The sequence below is a fragment of the uncultured Flavobacterium sp. genome, assembly GCF_963975515.1.
GTDB lineage: Bacteria > Bacteroidota > Bacteroidia > Flavobacteriales > Flavobacteriaceae > Flavobacterium.
Genome location: NZ_CAXBGY010000008.1, coordinates 46,762 through 65,148 on the forward strand (window position 1 = coordinate 46,762; position 18,387 = coordinate 65,148).

Consider the following 18,387-nt stretch of genomic DNA (forward strand, 5'->3'; position numbering starts at 1 on the left):
TTACACAGAGTTACACAAAGGAATACACAAAGGCACACTAAGTATTTGTATATTTCTTTGTGAAACTTTGTGACTAACTTTGAGAAACTTTGTGCTACAACTAATTAAATCATATCTAAAATTTCTTAAAAACTCCAGCAATCAACATGGAGTACATTCACCATTTGTGTATAGTTTAATTACAAAATGTTTTTACGATAAGAAAAAATATGCAGAATATTCAATCTTAAAGCAATACAGAAATACCTTATTAGCAAATAAAAACTTCATTGAAGTCACCGATTTTGGAGCAGGTTCAAGAGTTTTTAAATCCAATAAAAGACAAATATCCCAAATTGCAAAAACTGCTGGAATTTCATCTAAAAGAGCAAAATTACTTTTTAAAGTTGTAAATTATTTTCAACCCACAACTATTTTAGAAATAGGAACTTCATTAGGACTAGCCACTTCTGCCTTATCTTTAGGAAACAAAACTGCTAAAATAATTTCATTAGAAGGCTGCCCAAAAACAACAAATCAATGTAAATTGCAATTTCAAAAATCAAATTTCAATACAGAAAACGTTGAATTCATAACAACCAAATTCGAAGATTACCTTTCAACCTACAACCTAAAACCTACAACCTACAACCTAATCTACTTCGACGGTAATCACTCTAAAAAAGCCACATTAGAGTATTTCGAGCTATTAATTCCAACAATTACAAACGAAACCGTTTGGATTTTCGATGACATTCATTGGTCAAAAGGCATGGAAGAAGCTTGGGAAATCATAAAAAATCATCCAAAAGTAAAAGTCACTATAGATACTTTTCAATGGGGATTTGTTTTCTTTCGTGAAGAACAAGAGAAAGAACATTTTGTAGTTAGAGTTTAGAAAAAGGTTAATAGTTTATATGGTTATGAGGTTAAAAGGCATTTCGTTTAGAAAAAACTCATTAATAAATGTAACATAATGACAAAAACGAAGTCTTATTAATTATATGAGCACAAAACCTTTTAAACTTTTAAACTCATAAACCTTTAAACTAAAAAAATGTCACAACCAATAATAGAAATCAAAGGAATTACAAGAGATTTTCCATTAGGAAACGAAATTGTTTATGTACTTAAAGGAATCGATTTAACCATTCAAAAAGGAGAATACGTTGCTTTAATGGGACCATCAGGTTCAGGAAAATCAACTTTGATGAATATTTTAGGTTGCTTAGACACCCCAACTGCAGGTTCTTATTTGCTAAACGGAAAATTAGTCAGCGAAATGCACGATGACGAATTAGCCGGAATCAGAAACACTGAAATCGGATTCGTTTTTCAAACCTTTAACTTAATGCCAAGAACAACTGCTTTGGATAATGTTGCTTTACCAATGGTTTATGCTGGTCATTCAAAATCAGAAAGAAACGAACGTGCAACCGAAGTCTTAACACAAGTTGGATTAGCAGACAGAATGGATCATAAACCCAACCAACTATCTGGTGGACAACGTCAACGTGTAGCTGTTGGTCGTGCTTTGGTCAATAAACCCTCTATTATTCTTGCCGATGAACCAACTGGAAATCTTGACAGTAAAACTTCCTTAGAAATAATGGGTCTTTTCAATGATATTCACGCTAACGGAAACACAGTAATTCTAGTAACTCACGAAGAAGATATTGCAGCTTACGCACACAGAATCATTCGTTTAAGAGACGGAGTTATTGAAAGTGATAAGAAGAATAGATAGATTTTAAAGTTATCCTTTGTCATTCTGAACTTGATTCAGAATCTTTTGAAATTACAATTGATTTTTGAAAAAGCAAATCGCTTGGTCTTTATTTACCAACCTTATTCCTGCTGTCCATTCTATTCACGATGAATCGGGAGACACCATTACCATCAGGGCTATCAAATAAATCGTTTTTACTTTTATAAACTTTAGGCTATCTTTGAAAAACAATAAAACTAAAAATGAAAATAGCACTATTAACCTGTCAAGCTTTACCAAATTTAACTGATTCAGATCAATTATTAATTCCAGCATTAGCAAAGCATAATATAGAGGCTTATCCTGTTATTTGGGATGATAAAACCATAATTTGGACCGACTTTGATTATTTAGTTTTTAGAAACACATGGGATTATTTTGAAAAAGAAGAAGAATTTAATTCTTGGTTAAATTCCCTAAAAAAGTTAGGTATAAAAACACTTAATTCAATTGAAATAATTGAGCAAAACAAACATAAATTTTATTTAAAAGATTTAGAACAAAAGGGAATAAAGATAATCCCAACCCAATTTATTTCAAAAACAAATCATCAAAATTTAAAAGAAATTCTCCCAAAACATTGGAAAAAATCTGTAATAAAACCAGCATTTTCGGCAGGTTCTTATTTAACCGAAGTTTTCAATAACGACAATCTTGAGGCTATAGAGTTAAAGTACAAAACAATAGCTTCTCAAAAAGACATGTTAATTCAGGAATTTATGCCACAAATTCAGACATTAGGAGAAACTTCATTTATTTTTTTAAATAAAAAATTCTCTCATTGTGTCAATAAAAAACCTATTGAAAATGAATTTAGAATACAAGTTCAGTTTGGTGGAAAATACACATTAGTTCATCCATCAGAAGATTTAATTCAACAAGCACAAAAAATAATTGATACTTTTCAAGGCAATTTATTATACGCACGTGTTGATGGAATTGTTATAGAAAATGAAATCCATTTAATGGAGGTTGAATGTATAGAACCCGATTTATATTTCAATTTAGCTCAAAATTCACAAGTACAATTTGTTACATCATTATTGCAATTAATTGCTTAAATTTGAATTTCAAAAAAAAGTCATGATAATTCTCCTTTCAATTATTATAGTTTTATACATCATCTTAAAGATTTTGCATAAAAGAAATCCAAATAATATGAACCACAGAAAATCATTTCAGTTAAAAAGTAAAAAATCAAAAAACACCTTTAATGACTAGTTACTAGTCACTAATTACTCATAAAATGAAAGTCTACACAAAAACAGGAGACAAAGGAACAACTGCCCTATTTGGAGGCACAAGAGTTTCAAAACACAACATAAGAATCGAAAGCTACGGAACAGTAGACGAGTTAAATTCACATATAGGATTAATTCGTGATCAAGAAATTGATGTACATTATAAAACCGTCTTAGCTGAAATTCAGGATAGATTATTCACAGTTGGAGCCATTTTAGCAACTCCTCCTGAAAAAGAAACTCTTAAAAACGGTCAACCAAGACTTCAAAATTTAGGTTTAGTAGTTTCTGATATAGAATTCTTAGAAAAAGAAATCGATACAATGGAAGAAGCATTACCTCAAATGACTCATTTTGTACTTCCAGGTGGACATACAACTGTGTCATATTGTCATATTGCACGTTGCGTTTGTCGAAGAGCAGAACGATTGGCTGTTCATTTAAATGACTTAGAACCGACAAACGAACTTGTTTTGACATATTTAAACCGACTTTCTGACTATCTTTTTGTGTTGGCACGAAAGTTGTCTTTAGACTTAAACGCTGAAGAAGTAAAATGGATTCCAAGGAAGTAAGTTTACAGTATTCAGTTAGCAGTAATCAGTTACTGTTTAATGCAATTAAGTATGTAGTTTAATACTAATTACTGAACACTAAAAACTGAACACTGAACACTAAAAAAAAGACGTTCTTAAAAATAATTATAAAATAAATCAAAAAAAACTTGACTTTTTAAGTTAAAAATTTATTTTTGCACAAATTTAAATCGATAAAAGATGTATTGGACATTAGAATTAGCGTCATATTTAAGTGATGCACCTTGGCCAGCAACCAAAGATGAGCTTATTGATTACGCTATTAGAGCTGGAGCTCCTTTAGAAGTAGTTGAAAATCTACAGTCTATTGAAGATGAAGGAGAGATCTACGAATCAATGGAAGAAATTTGGCCAGACTATCCAACAGACGAAGATTATCTTTGGAACGAGGATGAGTATTAAAAATAATAAATAATCACAACAAAAAAGTCTCTACTTGAGGCTTTTTTTTTGGTTATATTTACAAACAATTAGATAAAACAAACTATTATGAGTTTTTTAAATTCAATATTGAAGGCTTTTGTGGGTGATAAATCCGAAAAAGACGTTAAAGCCATTCAACCACTTGTAGCAAAAGTTCACACTTTTGAAAAAGCATTAGCTGCCTTATCTCACGATGAATTAAGAGCTAAAACAGCTGAATTCAAAGAGAAAATAAAAATAGCTAGAGCAGAAAAAGATGCTAAAATTGAATCTCTTAAAACAGATGCTGATAACACAGCTGACATTGATGCAAGAGAAGATATTTATGCAGCAATTGATGTTTTAGAAGCAGAAGCTTATGAAATTACAGAAAAAGTATTAAACGAAATACTTCCTGAAGCCTTTGCAGTAATAAAAGAAACAGCTAAACGTTTTAAAGATAATTCAACTTTAACCGTTAAAGCTTCTTCAAAAGACATTGAATTATCTGCTACAAAAGCTTACATAAATATTGAAGGAGAAAATACAATATGGTCAAACTCTTGGGATGCTGCTGGAAAAGCCATCACTTGGGATATGATTCACTATGATGTGCAGCTTATTGGTGGTGTAGTTTTACATCAAGGTAAAATTGCCGAAATGCAAACAGGTGAAGGTAAAACATTAGTAGCAACTCTTCCACTATATTTAAATGCATTAACTGGAAATGGTGTTCACTTAGTAACCGTAAATGATTATTTAGCACGAAGAGATAGTACTTGGAAAGCTCCTTTATTCGAGTTCCACGGAATGACTGTTGATTGTATTGATAATCATCAACCAAACTCACCAGCAAGAAGAAAAGCATACAACGCAGACATCACATACGGAACAAATAATGAATTTGGTTTCGATTATTTACGTGATAATATGGCTCACGCTCCAGAAGATTTAGTACAACGCAAACACAATTATGCAATTGTCGATGAAGTTGACTCGGTTTTAGTGGATGATGCTCGTACACCATTAATCATATCTGGTCCAGTTCCACAAGGTGATAGACAAGAATTTAGTGAATTAAAACCAAAAGTTGAAAATCTAGTTAGTTTACAAAAACAATTAGCAACAGGATTTTTAACAGAGGCTAAAAAATTAATCAAAGAAGGAAACACTAAAGATGGTGGTTTTCAACTTTTGAGATCTTATAGAGCCTTACCAAAAAGTAAAGCATTAATTAAATTTTTGTCGGAAGAAGGAATTAAACAATTGCTTCAAAAAACAGAAAATCAATACATGGCAGATAACAATCGTGAGATGCCAAAAGTTGATGAAGCATTATATTTTGTAATTGAAGAAAAAAACAATCAAGTTGAATTAACCGATAATGGAGTTCAATTTTTATCACAAGATACAGATTCAAGTTTCTTCGTATTACCAGATATTGGAACTGAAATACATAAAATCGAAAAAGCAAATCTTGAAAAAGAAGAAGAAGCTGAAAGAAAAGACGAATTATTCAAAGATTTTTCAATTAAATCTGAACGTATTCATACATTAACACAATTGCTTAAAGCATACTCTTTATTTGAAAAGGATACTGAATATGTTGTAATGGACAACAAAGTAATGATTGTGGATGAGCAAACAGGTCGTATTATGGATGGTCGTCGTTATTCTGACGGATTACACCAAGCGATTGAAGCCAAAGAAAACGTAAAAATTGAAGCTGCAACACAAACATTTGCAACGGTTACACTACAAAATTATTTCAGAATGTACAGCAAATTAGCTGGTATGACTGGAACTGCTGTAACTGAAGCAGGTGAATTATGGGAAATATACAAATTAGATGTTGTTGAAATTCCGACAAATAAACCAATTGCTCGTAACGATAAAGAAGATTTGATTTACAGAACAGTTCGTGAAAAATTTAACGCTGTAATTGAAGATGTTGTAAAACTATCAAATTCTGGTCGTCCAGTATTGATTGGAACAACCTCTGTTGAGATTTCAGAATTATTGAGTCGAATGTTAAAAATGCGTGGTATTCAACACAATGTATTGAATGCAAAAATGCACAAAAATGAAGCTGAAATTGTTGCCGAAGCAGGAAATCCTGGAGTTGTTACAATTGCAACAAATATGGCTGGTCGTGGAACGGATATTAAATTATCTGCTGAAGTAAAAAAAGCAGGTGGATTAGCAATTGTTGGTACAGAACGTCATGATTCTCGTCGTGTTGACCGTCAGTTACGTGGTCGTGCTGGTCGTCAAGGAGATGTTGGTAGTTCACAATTCTATGTTTCTTTGGAAGATAACTTAATGCGTTTATTTGGTTCTGAAAAAGTTGCCAAAGTAATGGATAGAATGGGATTACAAGAAGGTGAAGTTATTCAGCATTCGATGATGACTAAATCTATTGAAAGAGCACAGAAAAAAGTTGAAGAAAACGCTTTTGGAGTTCGTAAACGTTTATTAGAATATGATGACGTAATGAATGCTCAAAGAGAAGTAGTGTACAAAAGAAGACGTCATGCCTTACATGGAGAACGTTTGAAAGTGGATATTGCTAATATGATGTATGACACTTGCGAACTTATCGTTCAAGAAAATAAAGGTGCTGGTGACTTTAAAAACTATGAATTTGAATTGATTCGTTATTTTTCAGTAACTGCTCCAATTACAGAAAGTGAATTCAACAAGCTTTCAGAAATGGAAGTTACAGGGAAAACATACAAAGCAGTTTTAGCACATTATGAAGAAAAAGTAATTCGCAATGCAGAAGAAGCTTTTCCAGTAATTAAAAATGTGTACGAAAACAATAACGGAAAATACGAAAGAATTGTAGTTCCTTTTACAGATGGAATTAAATCTTTAAACGTAGTTACAAATCTTGAAAAAGCATATGCAACTCAAGGAAAATCTTTAGTTGGTGATTTTGAAAAGAACATTACATTAGCTATTGTTGATGAAGCTTGGAAAAAACACTTACGTAAAATGGACGAAATGAAAACTTCTGTTCAGTTAGCGGTTCATGAGCAAAAAGATCCATTGTTAATCTATAAATTTGAAGCTTTCAAATTATTCAAAAAAATGATTGATGATGTGAATAAAGAAGTAATTTCATTCTTATTTAAAGGTGATTTACCTTCTCAAAATCCAAACGAGATTCAAGAAGCAAAACAAGAACGTCAAAAAGAAAACTATACAGAAAGTAAAGAGTCTACTGAAATTAATGATTCAGCTGATGCCAATAGACAAGCTGGACAAAATGCAAGTCAACAAAGACAAGTTACTGAAACTATAGTTAGAGACACACCAAAAATCAACCGTAATGACACTGTTACTATAAAACATGTAATGAGTGGAAAAACGGAAACTATGAAATTCAAAAAAGCCGAAAGTATGCTTACTTCTGGTGAATGGGTTTTGGTTTAAAAACTTATAAGATAGAATTTAGAAATCCTCAATTGAAAAATTGGGGATTTTTTATATATTTGATTTTAATAATTATTTTATATGGAAAATAAATCTTGTCCAAGTTGTAAAAAAGAGTCACCTTCAAGTTATGATTCTTGCTCTTATTGTAAATTTCCTTTTAGTGGAACAGAAGACGAAAAATCAAAACACATTGGTATTTTTATTTCTCAAAGAAGACTTTTAGATAAATCTGCAGAAGAAATTTCAAAAAGTAAAAAATTACTTTACATAATTACTGCTTTTAATGTATTAGGATTATTTTTAAATAACTTTGATACTTTAGGGTTATTAATCACTATTGTTTCAACTGCTGTTATTTTATTATGTGCTATTTTTTTAGAAAAAAACCCAAAATTGCTTACTATTATTCCATTAGGAATGATTTTGTTTATCTACTTAATTAATTTTCTAGTTGAACCTGATACTTTATTAAAAGGGATAATGTTTAAAATTTTAATTATTGGCGGTTTATCCTATAACTTATATACTTTATATGAGGCTGATAAATTCAAAAAAGCAAACAATTTAAACTAATATTAATTTTTCAATTATGAAAAAAGTATTAATCATCGTTTCTGCAATAGCTTTATTTTTTTTACTAGTTGGTTTTGGATTTTACGGATTTAGTAAAATGATTTACAACAGTTGTAGTTGTGAGCAATTCAACATAGATAACATCGAATTACGAACAGGAATTAATATTCCAAAAATAAAAAGCGTTGATTGTACTTATGATGAAAGCACTAAAACTAAAAAAGCGACATTCATCATTGACTTAGAAAAAGTTGATATTGAAGATTATATTCAGCAAAATAAATTAGTACAATCTGATGCCGATGAATTATACATTAAATCATATGATGCAAAAAATCATTCTTACAAAGGAACATTAAACAAGATTACAGGAAAATTAGATATTGAAATTATTTATAAAGATTGATAAACTGAATTGCTGTTGGCTTCTGCGATCGGATAAAAAAAATAATTTCTAATTGGCTTTAGCCAAAATATATAAAAGTTTGGCTAAAGCCAATCATTGTTTGAATATTATAGTCCGATGGCTCAAGCCAACGGCAATTAAATCGATAATTAATTTCTATTCTGTTTATTTCTTGACATAATTGAAAGAATCATTGCAACAATTAATACAACATTAGAAATAACTCTTAAATAGAATCCTTTATCATCACCATTGAAAACATAATTATACAAATTAAAAATCAGTAATAATGAGCTGGCAATTATAACAAAATAAGGTAATTTATTTTTCATTTATTTTTTCTTTAAACATACTACATTGCCCACTTCAATTTCTTCATCATTTACAAAAAACAATTTTCCATCTTCATAGTTTGCTTCAATTAAATAATGGCTTCCTTTGAAATAATTTTGAGAAACAGTTACAAGCAATTTTGATTTTTCAACAACATACAATTGATTTGGATAAACCAACAATACTTCGTTAGAATTATCATCAAAATAACTAGCTTTAATTTCATTAACATCATCAAAAAGTGAAGCAACATAATAACTTGGTGGATTTGCGATTAACTCTTTAGGCGAACCATTTGCAACTTGTTTTCCATCTTTAATCACAATAATTTCATCAACAAAAGACAAATAATCGTTTTCATCGTGTGAAGCAATTATTGTTGTGATGTTATGTTCTTTTAAATATTTAAAAAGACTTCTTCTTAAACTATTTTTTCTAAAATTATCAATGTGACTAAAAGGTTCGTCCAATAATAAAACTTCTGGTTCTAAAGCTAAAACTCTTGCCAAAGCTACTCTTTGCATTTGTCCACCACTTAAAAATTTGGCTTTCACATTGGCAACTTCTGTCATTTCAACAATTTCGAGCAATTCTAGAATTCGATTTTGTTTCTTTTCTTTATCAATATTCGACAAATACTTTCCAACATTTTCTGCAACAGTAATAAAAGGCATCAAATCAAAATCTTGAGCCAAATATTTCATAAAATCCATTCCAGGAACCAAATGGTATTTTGGACCTAAAACTTCTTCTTCTTTCCAAAAAATTTGACCTTCATCCAAATCATGTAAACCATAAATTAGCTTTAACAACGTACTTTTTCCGCAACCACTTTCACCAATTATAGCTAATTTTTTACCTTTTTCTAATGCTAATGAAAAGGTGGGAATGGTTTTTTGTTTTAAATAAGAAAACGAAATATTTTGAATAGAAAGCATAAATAATTTTAAAACACAAATTTACAATTAAATAAAAAAAGAGCACTACTCTATTACAAATAATGCTCTTTTCAACCAAACAAACTAAAAACTAATTATATTTTTCGTACTGTTTCGTATCTACTCTCGCTTTTAAATCATGAAGCAAATTATACAATCCAAAAAATGTTCTGTTAATATATAAAAAATGCTTAGAACCTCGGTTACCATTCATTTTTCGCAATTGTGTGTCTTTTGAAAAATCTTCTCCCATTGCGGCAATTTCTCCAAAAAATTCAGTGTCTGAAAAATCAAAGGAATCACCATGAAATGGTTTTGTAAACAAACTCAATAAACGGTGAAATAAAGCTGTAAAATATTCGATTTCTTTTGGAGAATCATCTTCACGAAGAATCTCTAATTCAAATAATTTCTCATTAAAAAGTTTTGGATTATCAATGATTTCAGGTTTAGCCAATTCAAAATAAGGCACATAAAAATCTTCTGGAACTTGTTTGATGCAACCAAAATCAATCGCAATTAAATTCCCTTCTTTATCAACCAAAAAGTTTCCTGGATGAGGATCAGCATGAACTTGTTTCAATTTATGGATTTGGTACATGTAAAAATCCCATAAAGCTTGACCCAATTTATCACCTAATTCTCTATCTGTGTTGTGAGCCGTGAATTCCGATAAATGTTCACCATGCATCCAATCCATCGTTATGACTTTTTCAGACGAAAGTGCTTCATAATATTTAGGGAAACGTAAATTCTTAATTTGTGCACAGGCCTTAGAAATTTCATTTCCTTGACGCAATTCCAAATTATAATCCGTTTCTTCCATCAGCTTATATTCAACTTCCTTGAAATATTTTTCAGAATCTTTACCTTTTAAATTAAACATTTGAATAGCAAACGGTTTCACAATAGCCAAGTCAGAGCCAATACTATCTGCAACACCAGGATATTGAATTTTCACAGCTAATTCTTTTCCATCTTTAGACGCTTTGTGCACTTGTCCAATACTTGCAGCATTTACAGAATTTTCAGAAAAAGTATCAAAAACCTCTTCTGGAAACTTATTCAAATACTTTTTAAACGTCTTTCTAACCAAAGGAGCTGACAAAGGTGGCACAGAAAATTGAGCTAATGAAAACTTCTCCACATAAGCACGAGGCATAATGTTCTTTTCCATACTCAACATTTGCGCAACTTTTAAAGCACTTCCTTTCAAGTTTTTTAAACCATCATAAATATCTTCAGCATTGTTTTCATTCAACTTTTCTTTGGTTAATGACGGATTAACCATCTTTTCACCATAATAAGCCAAGTAATTTCCACCCACTTTGAAACCTGTTTTTACAAGTTGCCCAGCACGTTCAATTTTGTTAGTCGGAATTTTATCTAATGTTTTCATATCTTATTTTTAGGGCGTTCCCTTACAGGTCAGGCTATCCATTCTATCTTTTTTCTTCAAAAAAAGGATGCCATTCCTATCCTTAACGCAAATCTCGTTGTTAATTAAATCTTTCTTTCCAAATGAACTTTCCCAAATCTATCACACTTTCTAATGGTGTTGTATCTAAAACATCCAAAACAGCTTTTACCGATTTTTCAATCATGATATCTGTTTTCTCAAATCCTTTTGAAGTATCATCCAACCAAAATTTCAGTAAAAACAAAAACTGAATCCAAGCACCTTCTGCAAATAAAGGTTTCGTCAATTTCTGAATTTGTTCGTTCTTAGGTTCTTCATTCTCATCAATAATTTGATTAATAAATGATTTGAAATGTGTTCTTAATCCTTTCAATTGCTTTAAAGCTTTTAGACCTTCTTTATTCTCCTTTAAAGTAAAATAAACATAACTTCTGTTTAATGTAAGTACTTCAAACATGGTAAAATATAAAGACAATAACTTATTTCTATTTGAATATGACGCAAAATTCTCATCTTTTGTCAAGTTAGAAGCTGTATTTTCGTAGAACTTAATCCAAATATCTTCTTTTAAAGCATCAATAGAACCGTAAAAACTATAGAAATCAGTTTCTTCAATTTCGTTATCTTTGCAAAATATATATACGTTTTTTGGCTCTGTATTATTAGACAAAACACTATCCATATATAGACTAACAAGCGTATTGTCGTCTATTTTTTTCTTTTTAGTTGTGGTTTTTTTGACTGCCATAATTATGATTTTTAATTCGATATAAATTTACAAAAAACGTTTAACTTATTTATAAATAAATTAAACAAAATTTTGTTAAAGTTCTTTCAAAAAAAAAGACTACTTCGTTACGAAGTAGTCTTTAATTAAATATTAATAGTGTTGAAAATTAATTTCCTGCTTCTTTTTCAGCATCTTGAATCATTTTATCATTTGCAGTAATAGCAAATTCAACACGTCTGTTTTTACTTCTTCCATCAACAGTTTCATTATCTGCAATTGGATCAGCAATACCCAATCCTTTTGTGTTAAAACGAGAAACACTCAATCCTTTTCCTGCTAAATAATTTTTAACTGAAGCGGCTCTTTGTTCTGATAATTTTTGATTGAAATCAACTGATCCTGTACTATCTGTATATCCAAAAATTGTAATGTCAGTATCAGCATAACTTCTAAATACTGGAATCAATTTATCCAAATTAGCTTGAGCTTGTGCTGTTAATGTTGACTTACTTGTATCAAAACGAACTGCGTTTTCTCCTAAAACTAATTTAATTCCTTCTCCTACTCTTTCAACTTCTGCACCAGGCAAAGCTTCTTTGATTTCTCTTGCTTGTTTGTCCATTTTGTTACCAATAACTCCACCAGCAACACCACCAACAACACCACCAAGAACAGCTCCTAATTCAGAACTTCCTCCTTTTACATTATTTCCTATAACTGCTCCTAAAATTGCTCCAGCAGCTACTCCAATTGCAGCACCACGTTGAGTTTTATTCGTGTTTTTTGCAGCTTCACAACCTGTTAAAACGATTCCTGCAATTAAGATAAAACTTAAACTTTTTAATATTGAATTTTTCATATGTATATTTTTAATTATTGTTTTTGAAATTGGTAAGTCACTTCTTTCATTGAACCTCCTACGTTGATTTTATCTATTAATTCAAAGCTTGTTTCTGTAACATTAGCTACTCTTAAAATATAACCTTGGTTAACTTTTTTTGCTTTGTAATCATTTATAATTTTCATTACAAAATTACCTTCTTGGTTTATGTACCAAGTAATCGGTGAACTAAACGAAATACAACTTGCATCATTTAATGTCATAGTCCCTTTGTTATTGTTAGAAACAAATTTCCATGTACTTCCAACTAAGCATTTAGAATCAGCTAAATCAAAAGAAGTTACTTTAATATAATCAGAACCTGGAAAACTTACATTTGTAACAATCCAATCTCCTTTTATTATTCTTTCGGTTTTATTATCAACATTTGTGTTGGTAACTGATTGTGATTTACAACCCATCAAGGAAATTGTAATCAATAATAATAGTAAACTTTTTTTCATAATTTATGTTTTTTTATTTTTTTGTAAATATAAATTAAGTTAAACATAGAGTGTAAGGCTATATAACCTTAATAAATCCGCTATAAAACCCAATTTATTTCTTTACAAATTTAAGTCAGAATTTAATATTATATTTATAAAATTCCTATTTATTTTTATAAAATCCCAACATCAGTCAATTTGTCAGATGAAATGCAATTGGTACTCTATTTGTCTATTGTAATTCCAAATTGTTTAACTTAAAAAATATACATATGACAACAGGAAAAATTAATGTTTCGGTAGAAAACATCTTTCCCTTAATCAAAAAGTTCTTATACAGTGATCACGAAATTTTCTTGCGTGAACTTATTTCAAATGCAACCGATGCAACTTTAAAATTAAAACACTTAGCAAGTATTGGTGAATCAAAATCAGAATATGGAAATCCGATTATTGAAGTGAAAATTGATAAAGAAGGAAAGAAATTACATATTATTGATCAAGGTTTAGGTATGTCTGCTGAAGAAGTAGAAAAATACATCAACCAAATTGCGTTTTCTGGAGCTGAAGAGTTTCTAGAAAAATATAAAGATTCTGCAAAGGATTCTGGTGTAATTGGTCATTTTGGATTAGGGTTTTATTCTGCTTTTATGGTTGCATCAAAAGTGGAATTGATTACAAAATCACACACTGATACACCAGCTGCTCACTGGATATGTGATGGAAGTCCAGAATTCACATTAGTTCCAAGTGATAAAACTACTAGAGGAACAGAAATTATTTTACACATTGCTGAAGATTCTTTAGAATTTTTAGAAGAAAGTAAAATTGTTGGATTGTTATCAAAATATAATAAGTTTATGCCTATTCCAATCAAATTTGGAACAAAAATGGAGCAACTTCCTTTACCAGAAGATGCAGAAAAAGATGCTAAACTAGAAGAAATTGAAGTAGACAATATCATCAATAATCCAAATCCAGCTTGGACAAAATTACCAACTGAATTATCAGATGCAGATTACAAATCTTTTTACAGAGAAATGTATCCAATGCAATTTGAGGAACCATTGTTTCATATTCACTTAAACGTAGATTATCCTTTTAATTTGACTGGAATTTTATATTTTCCAAAATTATCTGCTGATATTCAAATGCAAAAAGATAAAATTCAGTTGTATCAAAACCAAGTTTACGTTACAGATAATGTAGAAGGAATTGTACCTGAATTCTTAACGATGTTAAAAGGTGTAATTGATTCTCCAGATATTCCTTTGAATGTTTCGCGTTCTTATCTTCAAGCTGATGGGAATGTTAAGAAAATTTCAAATTACATCACTAAAAAAGTAGCTGATAAATTGAAATCATTAATCACAGAAAACCGTGAAGATTTCGAGAAAAAATGGAATGATATTAAAATTGTTTTGGAATACGGAATGCTTTCTGAACCAAAATTCTATGAAAAATCAGGAGCTTTTACTTTATATCCTACAGTTGACGACACTTACTTTACTTTAGAAGAATTAAAAGAAAAAGTAAAAGACACACAAACTGACAAAAACGGAAAAACAGTTATTCTTTATGCTTCAAACAAAGAAGCACAACACAGTTATATTGCTGCTGCAAAAGACAAAGGATATCAAGTTTTATTGTTAGACAGTCCAATTGTTTCACATTTAATTCAGAAATTAGAAAGTGACAATGAAAACTTAACGTTTGCACGTGTTGATGGTGATGCGATTGATAAATTAATTGAAAAAGAGGAAACTCAAATTTCAAAATTGTCAGAAGACGAAAGTGAAACACTAAAAACTTCAATTGAAGCGGTTGTGCCAAAAGAAAAATATAGTGTTCAATTAGAAGCAATGGATAGCAATGCTGCACCGTTTATGATAACTCAACCTGAATTCATGAGAAGAATGAAAGAAATGAGTCAATCTGGTGGTGGCGGAGGAATGTTCGGAATGGGGAATTTCCCAGAAATGTACAACTTGATTGTAAATACAAATTCTGAATTCGCAACTTCATTATTAAATACAAAAGACGAAACGGTTAAAGCAAACTTGGTAAAACAAGCTTTAGATTTAGCAAAATTGTCTCAAGGATTATTAAAAGGAGAAGAATTAACTGCTTTTGTTAAACGTAGTTTTGAAACGATAAAGTAAGTAGAGAACACATTTTTGCAAAAAATGTTGTGAATCACTTATTCCGAGTTTGACTAGGAATTCTATTAAAATCAAAACCTGTGAGTGAAAACTTGCAGGTTTTTTTATATATTTGAGTTTTAAATAATTTTAAAAATTGAAACTAAATATTTACTTTAAAAAAAGCTGAATGGAGAAATTATTAAATATCTACTTTTATAATTTTTGTCTATTAGATAGATTTTTATCAAAATTAATAGCTGTGTATTTAAATCCTTTTGTTTGGATTAGTAACTTCAATAAAAGAAAATTGGGTTCAAAATTATTTTTTGAACATATGGAAAAAAATTTCCCCACTTTTTTAAATTATTACAAATACGACTCTAAAGTAAAAATTTTTTTCATCCCTTTTTTAATTTTAGTTAATTTATTCATATTTAATGCTTTACTCTTTATATTGAGGGTAAATATATCCAAATATTTTTTTTTAGTTTTAATTGCAAGTTCTACCTTATCGTTAATAGAAGCTTACATATTCTTATTCAATGAAAATAAATATCAAGAATATCTAAAAGAGTTTACTTCAACAAAAAAATATGACTTTCCATTAATTACATTTTTATCAATACTAGCAATACTTTTTCTTTGGATATACATTATCTTCTTTTTAAGTTAAAATAAAACGTTGAAATAAATTTAGAACGTGAAAAACCTATGAGTGAAAACTTGCAGGTTTTTTTTTTGTAGATTTGAACTATTAATCTAAAAAATATTATATGCTTTCTCTTTTTAAAAAATTAGTCGTTAAATTAGGTGGTGTTGATACATCAGAGAAAAATCATGTAGATATTTTTACAGAAGAAAGAATTACTGATGTAATTGGTGATAAAATAGCAAATTGCAAAACAGGTGGCATTTGGATTAAAGTTCAAGAGTTGTCTGAGTTTCATTTTCTAAATACTACTGTGGTTGGAACTAAAAATTTGAAAACCAACAAAGGAGTTACTTTTCACTTTGTAGCTAATAATAAAACATACGATTTACATTCTGATACGAAAGAAATTGTGTCCGATTTCTCTAATGTTTCTAACCAATGGATTACACAGTTTAGTTTTGACATTACAGAAGTTGATTTTGATATTATGTTGACTGAAGGAAACACTATTGAAGTGAAGAGCAATAAAAAAACTGAAATTTTCACGATACTTAAATAGAATTTTGGGTTTCAAATATTGGAATTTCTAACTTTCGTAACAAATATCAATTTCCAACGTCTTATGCTTACAACTAAAAACTAAAACTTTGGAAACAATACTTTCAATAAAGAATCTTAATAAAATATTTGGTAAAAAAATTCATGCCGTAAACAATGTCTCTTTTGAAATACAAAAAGGAAATGTGTACGGAATTTTAGGCCCAAATGGTTCAGGAAAATCAACAACTCTAGGAATCGTTCTAAATGTAGTCAACAAAACTTCTGGAGAATTTTCTTGGTTCAATGGAACAATGGAAACACATGATGCCTTGAAAAAAGTAGGTGCAATTATTGAAAGACCCAACTTTTATCCTTATATGACAGCTCAAGAAAACTTAGAGTTAGTTTGTAAAATAAAAGACATTCCATTTACAAAAGTGACCGAAAAATTAGAGTTAGTAGGCTTAGTTGAAAGAAAAGATTCCAAATTCAAAACTTTTTCTTTAGGAATGAAACAACGTTTAGCTATTGCTTCTGCCCTATTAAATGATCCAGAAATTTTAATTTTAGATGAACCTACAAACGGACTTGATCCACAAGGAATTCGTCAAATTAGAGATATAATTCGTTTAATTGCTTCACAAGGAACAACGATTTTATTGGCTTCCCATTTATTAGATGAAGTCGAAAAAGTGTGTACACATGTAGTTGTGCTTCGTTATGGAAAAATGCTTTATCAAGGTTTGGTAGATGAAATGGCTTCCAATGAAGGTTTCTTCGAATTACAAGCCAATGACAATTCATTTTTAATGCAAGTTTTAAATAATCATCCTTCAGTAAAAAATTGTATTGAAGAAGAAGGAAAAGTAATTGTAAACTTAAAAGGTAAATTAGAAGCTGAAGACTTAAACAAATATCTTTTTGAAAATCAAATTATTCTAAGTCAATTAATCAAGAGAAAACATAGTTTAGAAGAACAATTCTTACAATTAACTAAATAACCAATTCCATTTCTCCCATTACCTAAAACCATAAAAATGATACGATTACTCAATATAGAATTTCAAAAGCTTTGGAAAAACAGAGCTAGCAAAGTATTAACTATAACATACTTTGTTTTATTATCGTTAATTTCATTAATAGCTGCTGTTGAATTTGACATTGGTCCTATTCATATAAGTGTTGCTGATCAAGGTGTATTTAATTTTCCTTTTATTTGGCATTTTAATACTTATGTGGCTGATTATTTCAAGATATTTTTAGCGGTTGTAATTGTATCTATGATGGCAAATGAGTACAGTTATGGAACCTTAAAACAAAATTTAATTGACGGAATGAGTAAGAAAGAATTTGTGCTTTCTAAATTCATAACTGTAATTTTATTTGCTTTTATTTCAACTTTATTTGTCTTTCTTGTATCCTTAATTTTAGGTTTGATGTATTCTTCTTATACTGAATTCGGAATCATTTTCTCGCAAATAGATTATTTATTAGCTTTTTTCATAAAACTTGTAGCTTTTTTCTCTTTTTGTTTATTTTTAGGTGTTTTAATTAAACGATCTGCTTTTGCGTTAGGTTTTTTATTTTTCTGGTATATGTTTGAAAACATTTCGTTTGCCATTCTCAAATATGGAATTCTAGGACACAAAAATAATGAGGAAACTTTTATTGACAAAGTATATGACTTTATGCCTTTAGAGTCTATGTCGAATTTAATAATCGAACCTTTAACCAGGTTAAATTTTGCCAAAACTATTGGTAGTCAAGTAGGGATTGATAATGTAAAAGATTATAGCGTACATTATTCAACTATGTTAATTGTAATTATTTGGACTGCAATTTTTATTTTTGGTTCATATTACATAGTAAAGAAAAGAGATTTGTAGTATCTTTGCCTT

The 18,387-nt window shown here is 29.7% G+C and carries 18 protein-coding genes; 12 read left to right on the plus strand and 6 right to left on the minus strand.

Going from position 1 to position 18,387, the window contains the following annotated elements; all coding sequences use genetic code 11:
- The first annotated feature begins 91 nt into the window (after positions 1-91).
- From AAC008_RS09985 to AAC008_RS10020, 8 genes are all read left to right on the plus strand, one after another.
- Positions 92-877: a class I SAM-dependent methyltransferase gene (locus AAC008_RS09985; RefSeq protein WP_339889149.1), complete on the plus strand. Its 786-nt coding sequence runs from the start codon at positions 92-94 to the stop codon at positions 875-877.
- Between the two features lie 159 nt (positions 878-1,036).
- Positions 1,037-1,726 (plus strand): ABC transporter ATP-binding protein, encoded by a 690-nt coding sequence (locus AAC008_RS09990; protein ID WP_339889150.1) that lies wholly within the window; start codon positions 1,037-1,039, stop codon positions 1,724-1,726.
- A gap of 224 nt (positions 1,727-1,950) precedes the next feature.
- Positions 1,951-2,808 (plus strand): ATP-grasp domain-containing protein, encoded by an 858-nt coding sequence (locus AAC008_RS09995; RefSeq protein WP_339889151.1) that lies wholly within the window; start codon positions 1,951-1,953, stop codon positions 2,806-2,808.
- A gap of 185 nt (positions 2,809-2,993) precedes the next feature.
- The gene (locus tag AAC008_RS10000) at positions 2,994-3,563 is read left to right on the plus strand and encodes a cob(I)yrinic acid a,c-diamide adenosyltransferase (protein ID WP_339889152.1); all 570 of its coding nucleotides are present in this window, start codon (positions 2,994-2,996) and stop codon (positions 3,561-3,563) included.
- 201 nt (positions 3,564-3,764) lie between these two features.
- Complete coding sequence (locus AAC008_RS10005; protein WP_022828503.1) at positions 3,765-3,986, plus strand: DUF2795 domain-containing protein; 222 nt, start codon at positions 3,765-3,767, stop codon at positions 3,984-3,986.
- A gap of 87 nt (positions 3,987-4,073) precedes the next feature.
- Positions 4,074-7,424 (plus strand): preprotein translocase subunit SecA, encoded by a 3,351-nt coding sequence (secA, locus tag AAC008_RS10010; protein ID WP_339889153.1) that lies wholly within the window; start codon positions 4,074-4,076, stop codon positions 7,422-7,424.
- Positions 7,425-7,505: 81 nt separating this feature from the next.
- Positions 7,506-8,000 carry a hypothetical protein gene (locus AAC008_RS10015; protein WP_339889154.1) on the plus strand — a complete coding sequence of 165 codons (495 nt, stop codon included), beginning with the start codon at positions 7,506-7,508 and terminating at the stop codon, positions 7,998-8,000.
- 16 nt (positions 8,001-8,016) lie between these two features.
- Positions 8,017-8,406: a hypothetical protein gene (locus AAC008_RS10020; protein ID WP_339889155.1), complete on the plus strand. Its 390-nt coding sequence runs from the start codon at positions 8,017-8,019 to the stop codon at positions 8,404-8,406.
- Positions 8,407-8,555: 149 nt separating this feature from the next.
- Here the strand turns inward: AAC008_RS10020 and AAC008_RS10025 are convergent, their stop codons facing one another.
- The 6 genes from AAC008_RS10025 to AAC008_RS10050 all read right to left on the minus strand — a co-directional run bounded on the left by AAC008_RS10025 (position 8,556) and on the right by AAC008_RS10050 (position 13,171).
- Positions 8,556-8,738 (minus strand): hypothetical protein, encoded by a 183-nt coding sequence (locus AAC008_RS10025; RefSeq protein WP_339889156.1) that lies wholly within the window; start codon positions 8,736-8,738, stop codon positions 8,556-8,558.
- Positions 8,739-9,677 (minus strand): ATP-binding cassette domain-containing protein, encoded by a 939-nt coding sequence (locus AAC008_RS10030; protein WP_339889157.1) that lies wholly within the window; start codon positions 9,675-9,677, stop codon positions 8,739-8,741.
- 91 nt (positions 9,678-9,768) lie between these two features.
- Positions 9,769-11,076, minus strand: a complete 1,308-nt coding sequence (locus tag AAC008_RS10035) for an AarF/UbiB family protein (protein ID WP_339889158.1) — start codon at positions 11,074-11,076, stop codon at positions 9,769-9,771.
- 100 nt (positions 11,077-11,176) lie between these two features.
- A complete protein-coding gene (locus AAC008_RS10040; protein ID WP_339889159.1) occupies positions 11,177-11,845 on the minus strand; it encodes a TetR family transcriptional regulator C-terminal domain-containing protein in 669 nt (222 codons plus the stop codon).
- A gap of 148 nt (positions 11,846-11,993) precedes the next feature.
- Positions 11,994-12,686, minus strand: coding sequence for an OmpA family protein (locus AAC008_RS10045; RefSeq protein ID WP_339889160.1), 693 nt, complete (start codon positions 12,684-12,686; stop codon positions 11,994-11,996).
- 14 nt (positions 12,687-12,700) lie between these two features.
- Positions 12,701-13,171 carry a hypothetical protein gene (locus AAC008_RS10050; RefSeq protein ID WP_339889161.1) on the minus strand — a complete coding sequence of 157 codons (471 nt, stop codon included), beginning with the start codon at positions 13,169-13,171 and terminating at the stop codon, positions 12,701-12,703.
- A 254-nt stretch (positions 13,172-13,425) separates the two neighbouring features.
- Between AAC008_RS10050 and htpG the strand changes: the two genes are divergently transcribed.
- From htpG to AAC008_RS10070, 4 genes are all read left to right on the plus strand, one after another.
- Entirely contained in the window at positions 13,426-15,315 is a 1,890-nt protein-coding gene (gene htpG / locus AAC008_RS10055; RefSeq protein WP_339889162.1) for a molecular chaperone HtpG, read from the plus strand.
- A gap of 755 nt (positions 15,316-16,070) precedes the next feature.
- Positions 16,071-16,508, plus strand: a complete 438-nt coding sequence (locus AAC008_RS10060; RefSeq protein WP_339889163.1) for a hypothetical protein — start codon at positions 16,071-16,073, stop codon at positions 16,506-16,508.
- A gap of 88 nt (positions 16,509-16,596) precedes the next feature.
- Entirely contained in the window at positions 16,597-17,490 is an 894-nt protein-coding gene (locus tag AAC008_RS10065) for an ATP-binding cassette domain-containing protein (protein WP_339889164.1), read from the plus strand.
- A 36-nt stretch (positions 17,491-17,526) separates the two neighbouring features.
- Positions 17,527-18,375, plus strand: a complete 849-nt coding sequence (locus tag AAC008_RS10070; protein ID WP_339889165.1) for an ABC transporter permease — start codon at positions 17,527-17,529, stop codon at positions 18,373-18,375.
- Positions 18,376-18,387: the final 12 nt, after the last annotated feature.

What these genes read in the sequence shown, in the direction of transcription:
- AAC008_RS10015 (WP_339889154.1), top strand. Translation starts at nt 7,506, where the DNA reads ATGGAAAATAAATCTTGTCCAAGTTGTAAAAAAGAGTCACCTTCAAGT.
- AAC008_RS10050 (WP_339889161.1), bottom strand. Translation starts at nt 13,171, where the DNA reads ATGAAAAAAAGTTTACTATTATTATTGATTACAATTTCCTTGATGGGT.
- AAC008_RS10005 (WP_022828503.1), top strand. Translation starts at nt 3,765, where the DNA reads ATGTATTGGACATTAGAATTAGCGTCATATTTAAGTGATGCACCTTGG.
- htpG (WP_339889162.1), top strand. Translation starts at nt 13,426, where the DNA reads ATGACAACAGGAAAAATTAATGTTTCGGTAGAAAACATCTTTCCCTTA.
- secA (WP_339889153.1), top strand. Translation starts at nt 4,074, where the DNA reads ATGAGTTTTTTAAATTCAATATTGAAGGCTTTTGTGGGTGATAAATCC.
- AAC008_RS10045 (WP_339889160.1), bottom strand. Translation starts at nt 12,686, where the DNA reads ATGAAAAATTCAATATTAAAAAGTTTAAGTTTTATCTTAATTGCAGGA.
- AAC008_RS09990 (WP_339889150.1), top strand. Translation starts at nt 1,037, where the DNA reads ATGTCACAACCAATAATAGAAATCAAAGGAATTACAAGAGATTTTCCA.
- AAC008_RS10035 (WP_339889158.1), bottom strand. Translation starts at nt 11,076, where the DNA reads ATGAAAACATTAGATAAAATTCCGACTAACAAAATTGAACGTGCTGGG.
- AAC008_RS10025 (WP_339889156.1), bottom strand. Translation starts at nt 8,738, where the DNA reads ATGAAAAATAAATTACCTTATTTTGTTATAATTGCCAGCTCATTATTA.
- AAC008_RS10000 (WP_339889152.1), top strand. Translation starts at nt 2,994, where the DNA reads ATGAAAGTCTACACAAAAACAGGAGACAAAGGAACAACTGCCCTATTT.
- AAC008_RS10060 (WP_339889163.1), top strand. Translation starts at nt 16,071, where the DNA reads ATGCTTTCTCTTTTTAAAAAATTAGTCGTTAAATTAGGTGGTGTTGAT.
- AAC008_RS09995 (WP_339889151.1), top strand. Translation starts at nt 1,951, where the DNA reads ATGAAAATAGCACTATTAACCTGTCAAGCTTTACCAAATTTAACTGAT.
- AAC008_RS10020 (WP_339889155.1), top strand. Translation starts at nt 8,017, where the DNA reads ATGAAAAAAGTATTAATCATCGTTTCTGCAATAGCTTTATTTTTTTTA.
- AAC008_RS10030 (WP_339889157.1), bottom strand. Translation starts at nt 9,677, where the DNA reads ATGCTTTCTATTCAAAATATTTCGTTTTCTTATTTAAAACAAAAAACC.
- AAC008_RS10040 (WP_339889159.1), bottom strand. Translation starts at nt 11,845, where the DNA reads ATGGCAGTCAAAAAAACCACAACTAAAAAGAAAAAAATAGACGACAAT.
- AAC008_RS10070 (WP_339889165.1), top strand. Translation starts at nt 17,527, where the DNA reads ATGATACGATTACTCAATATAGAATTTCAAAAGCTTTGGAAAAACAGA.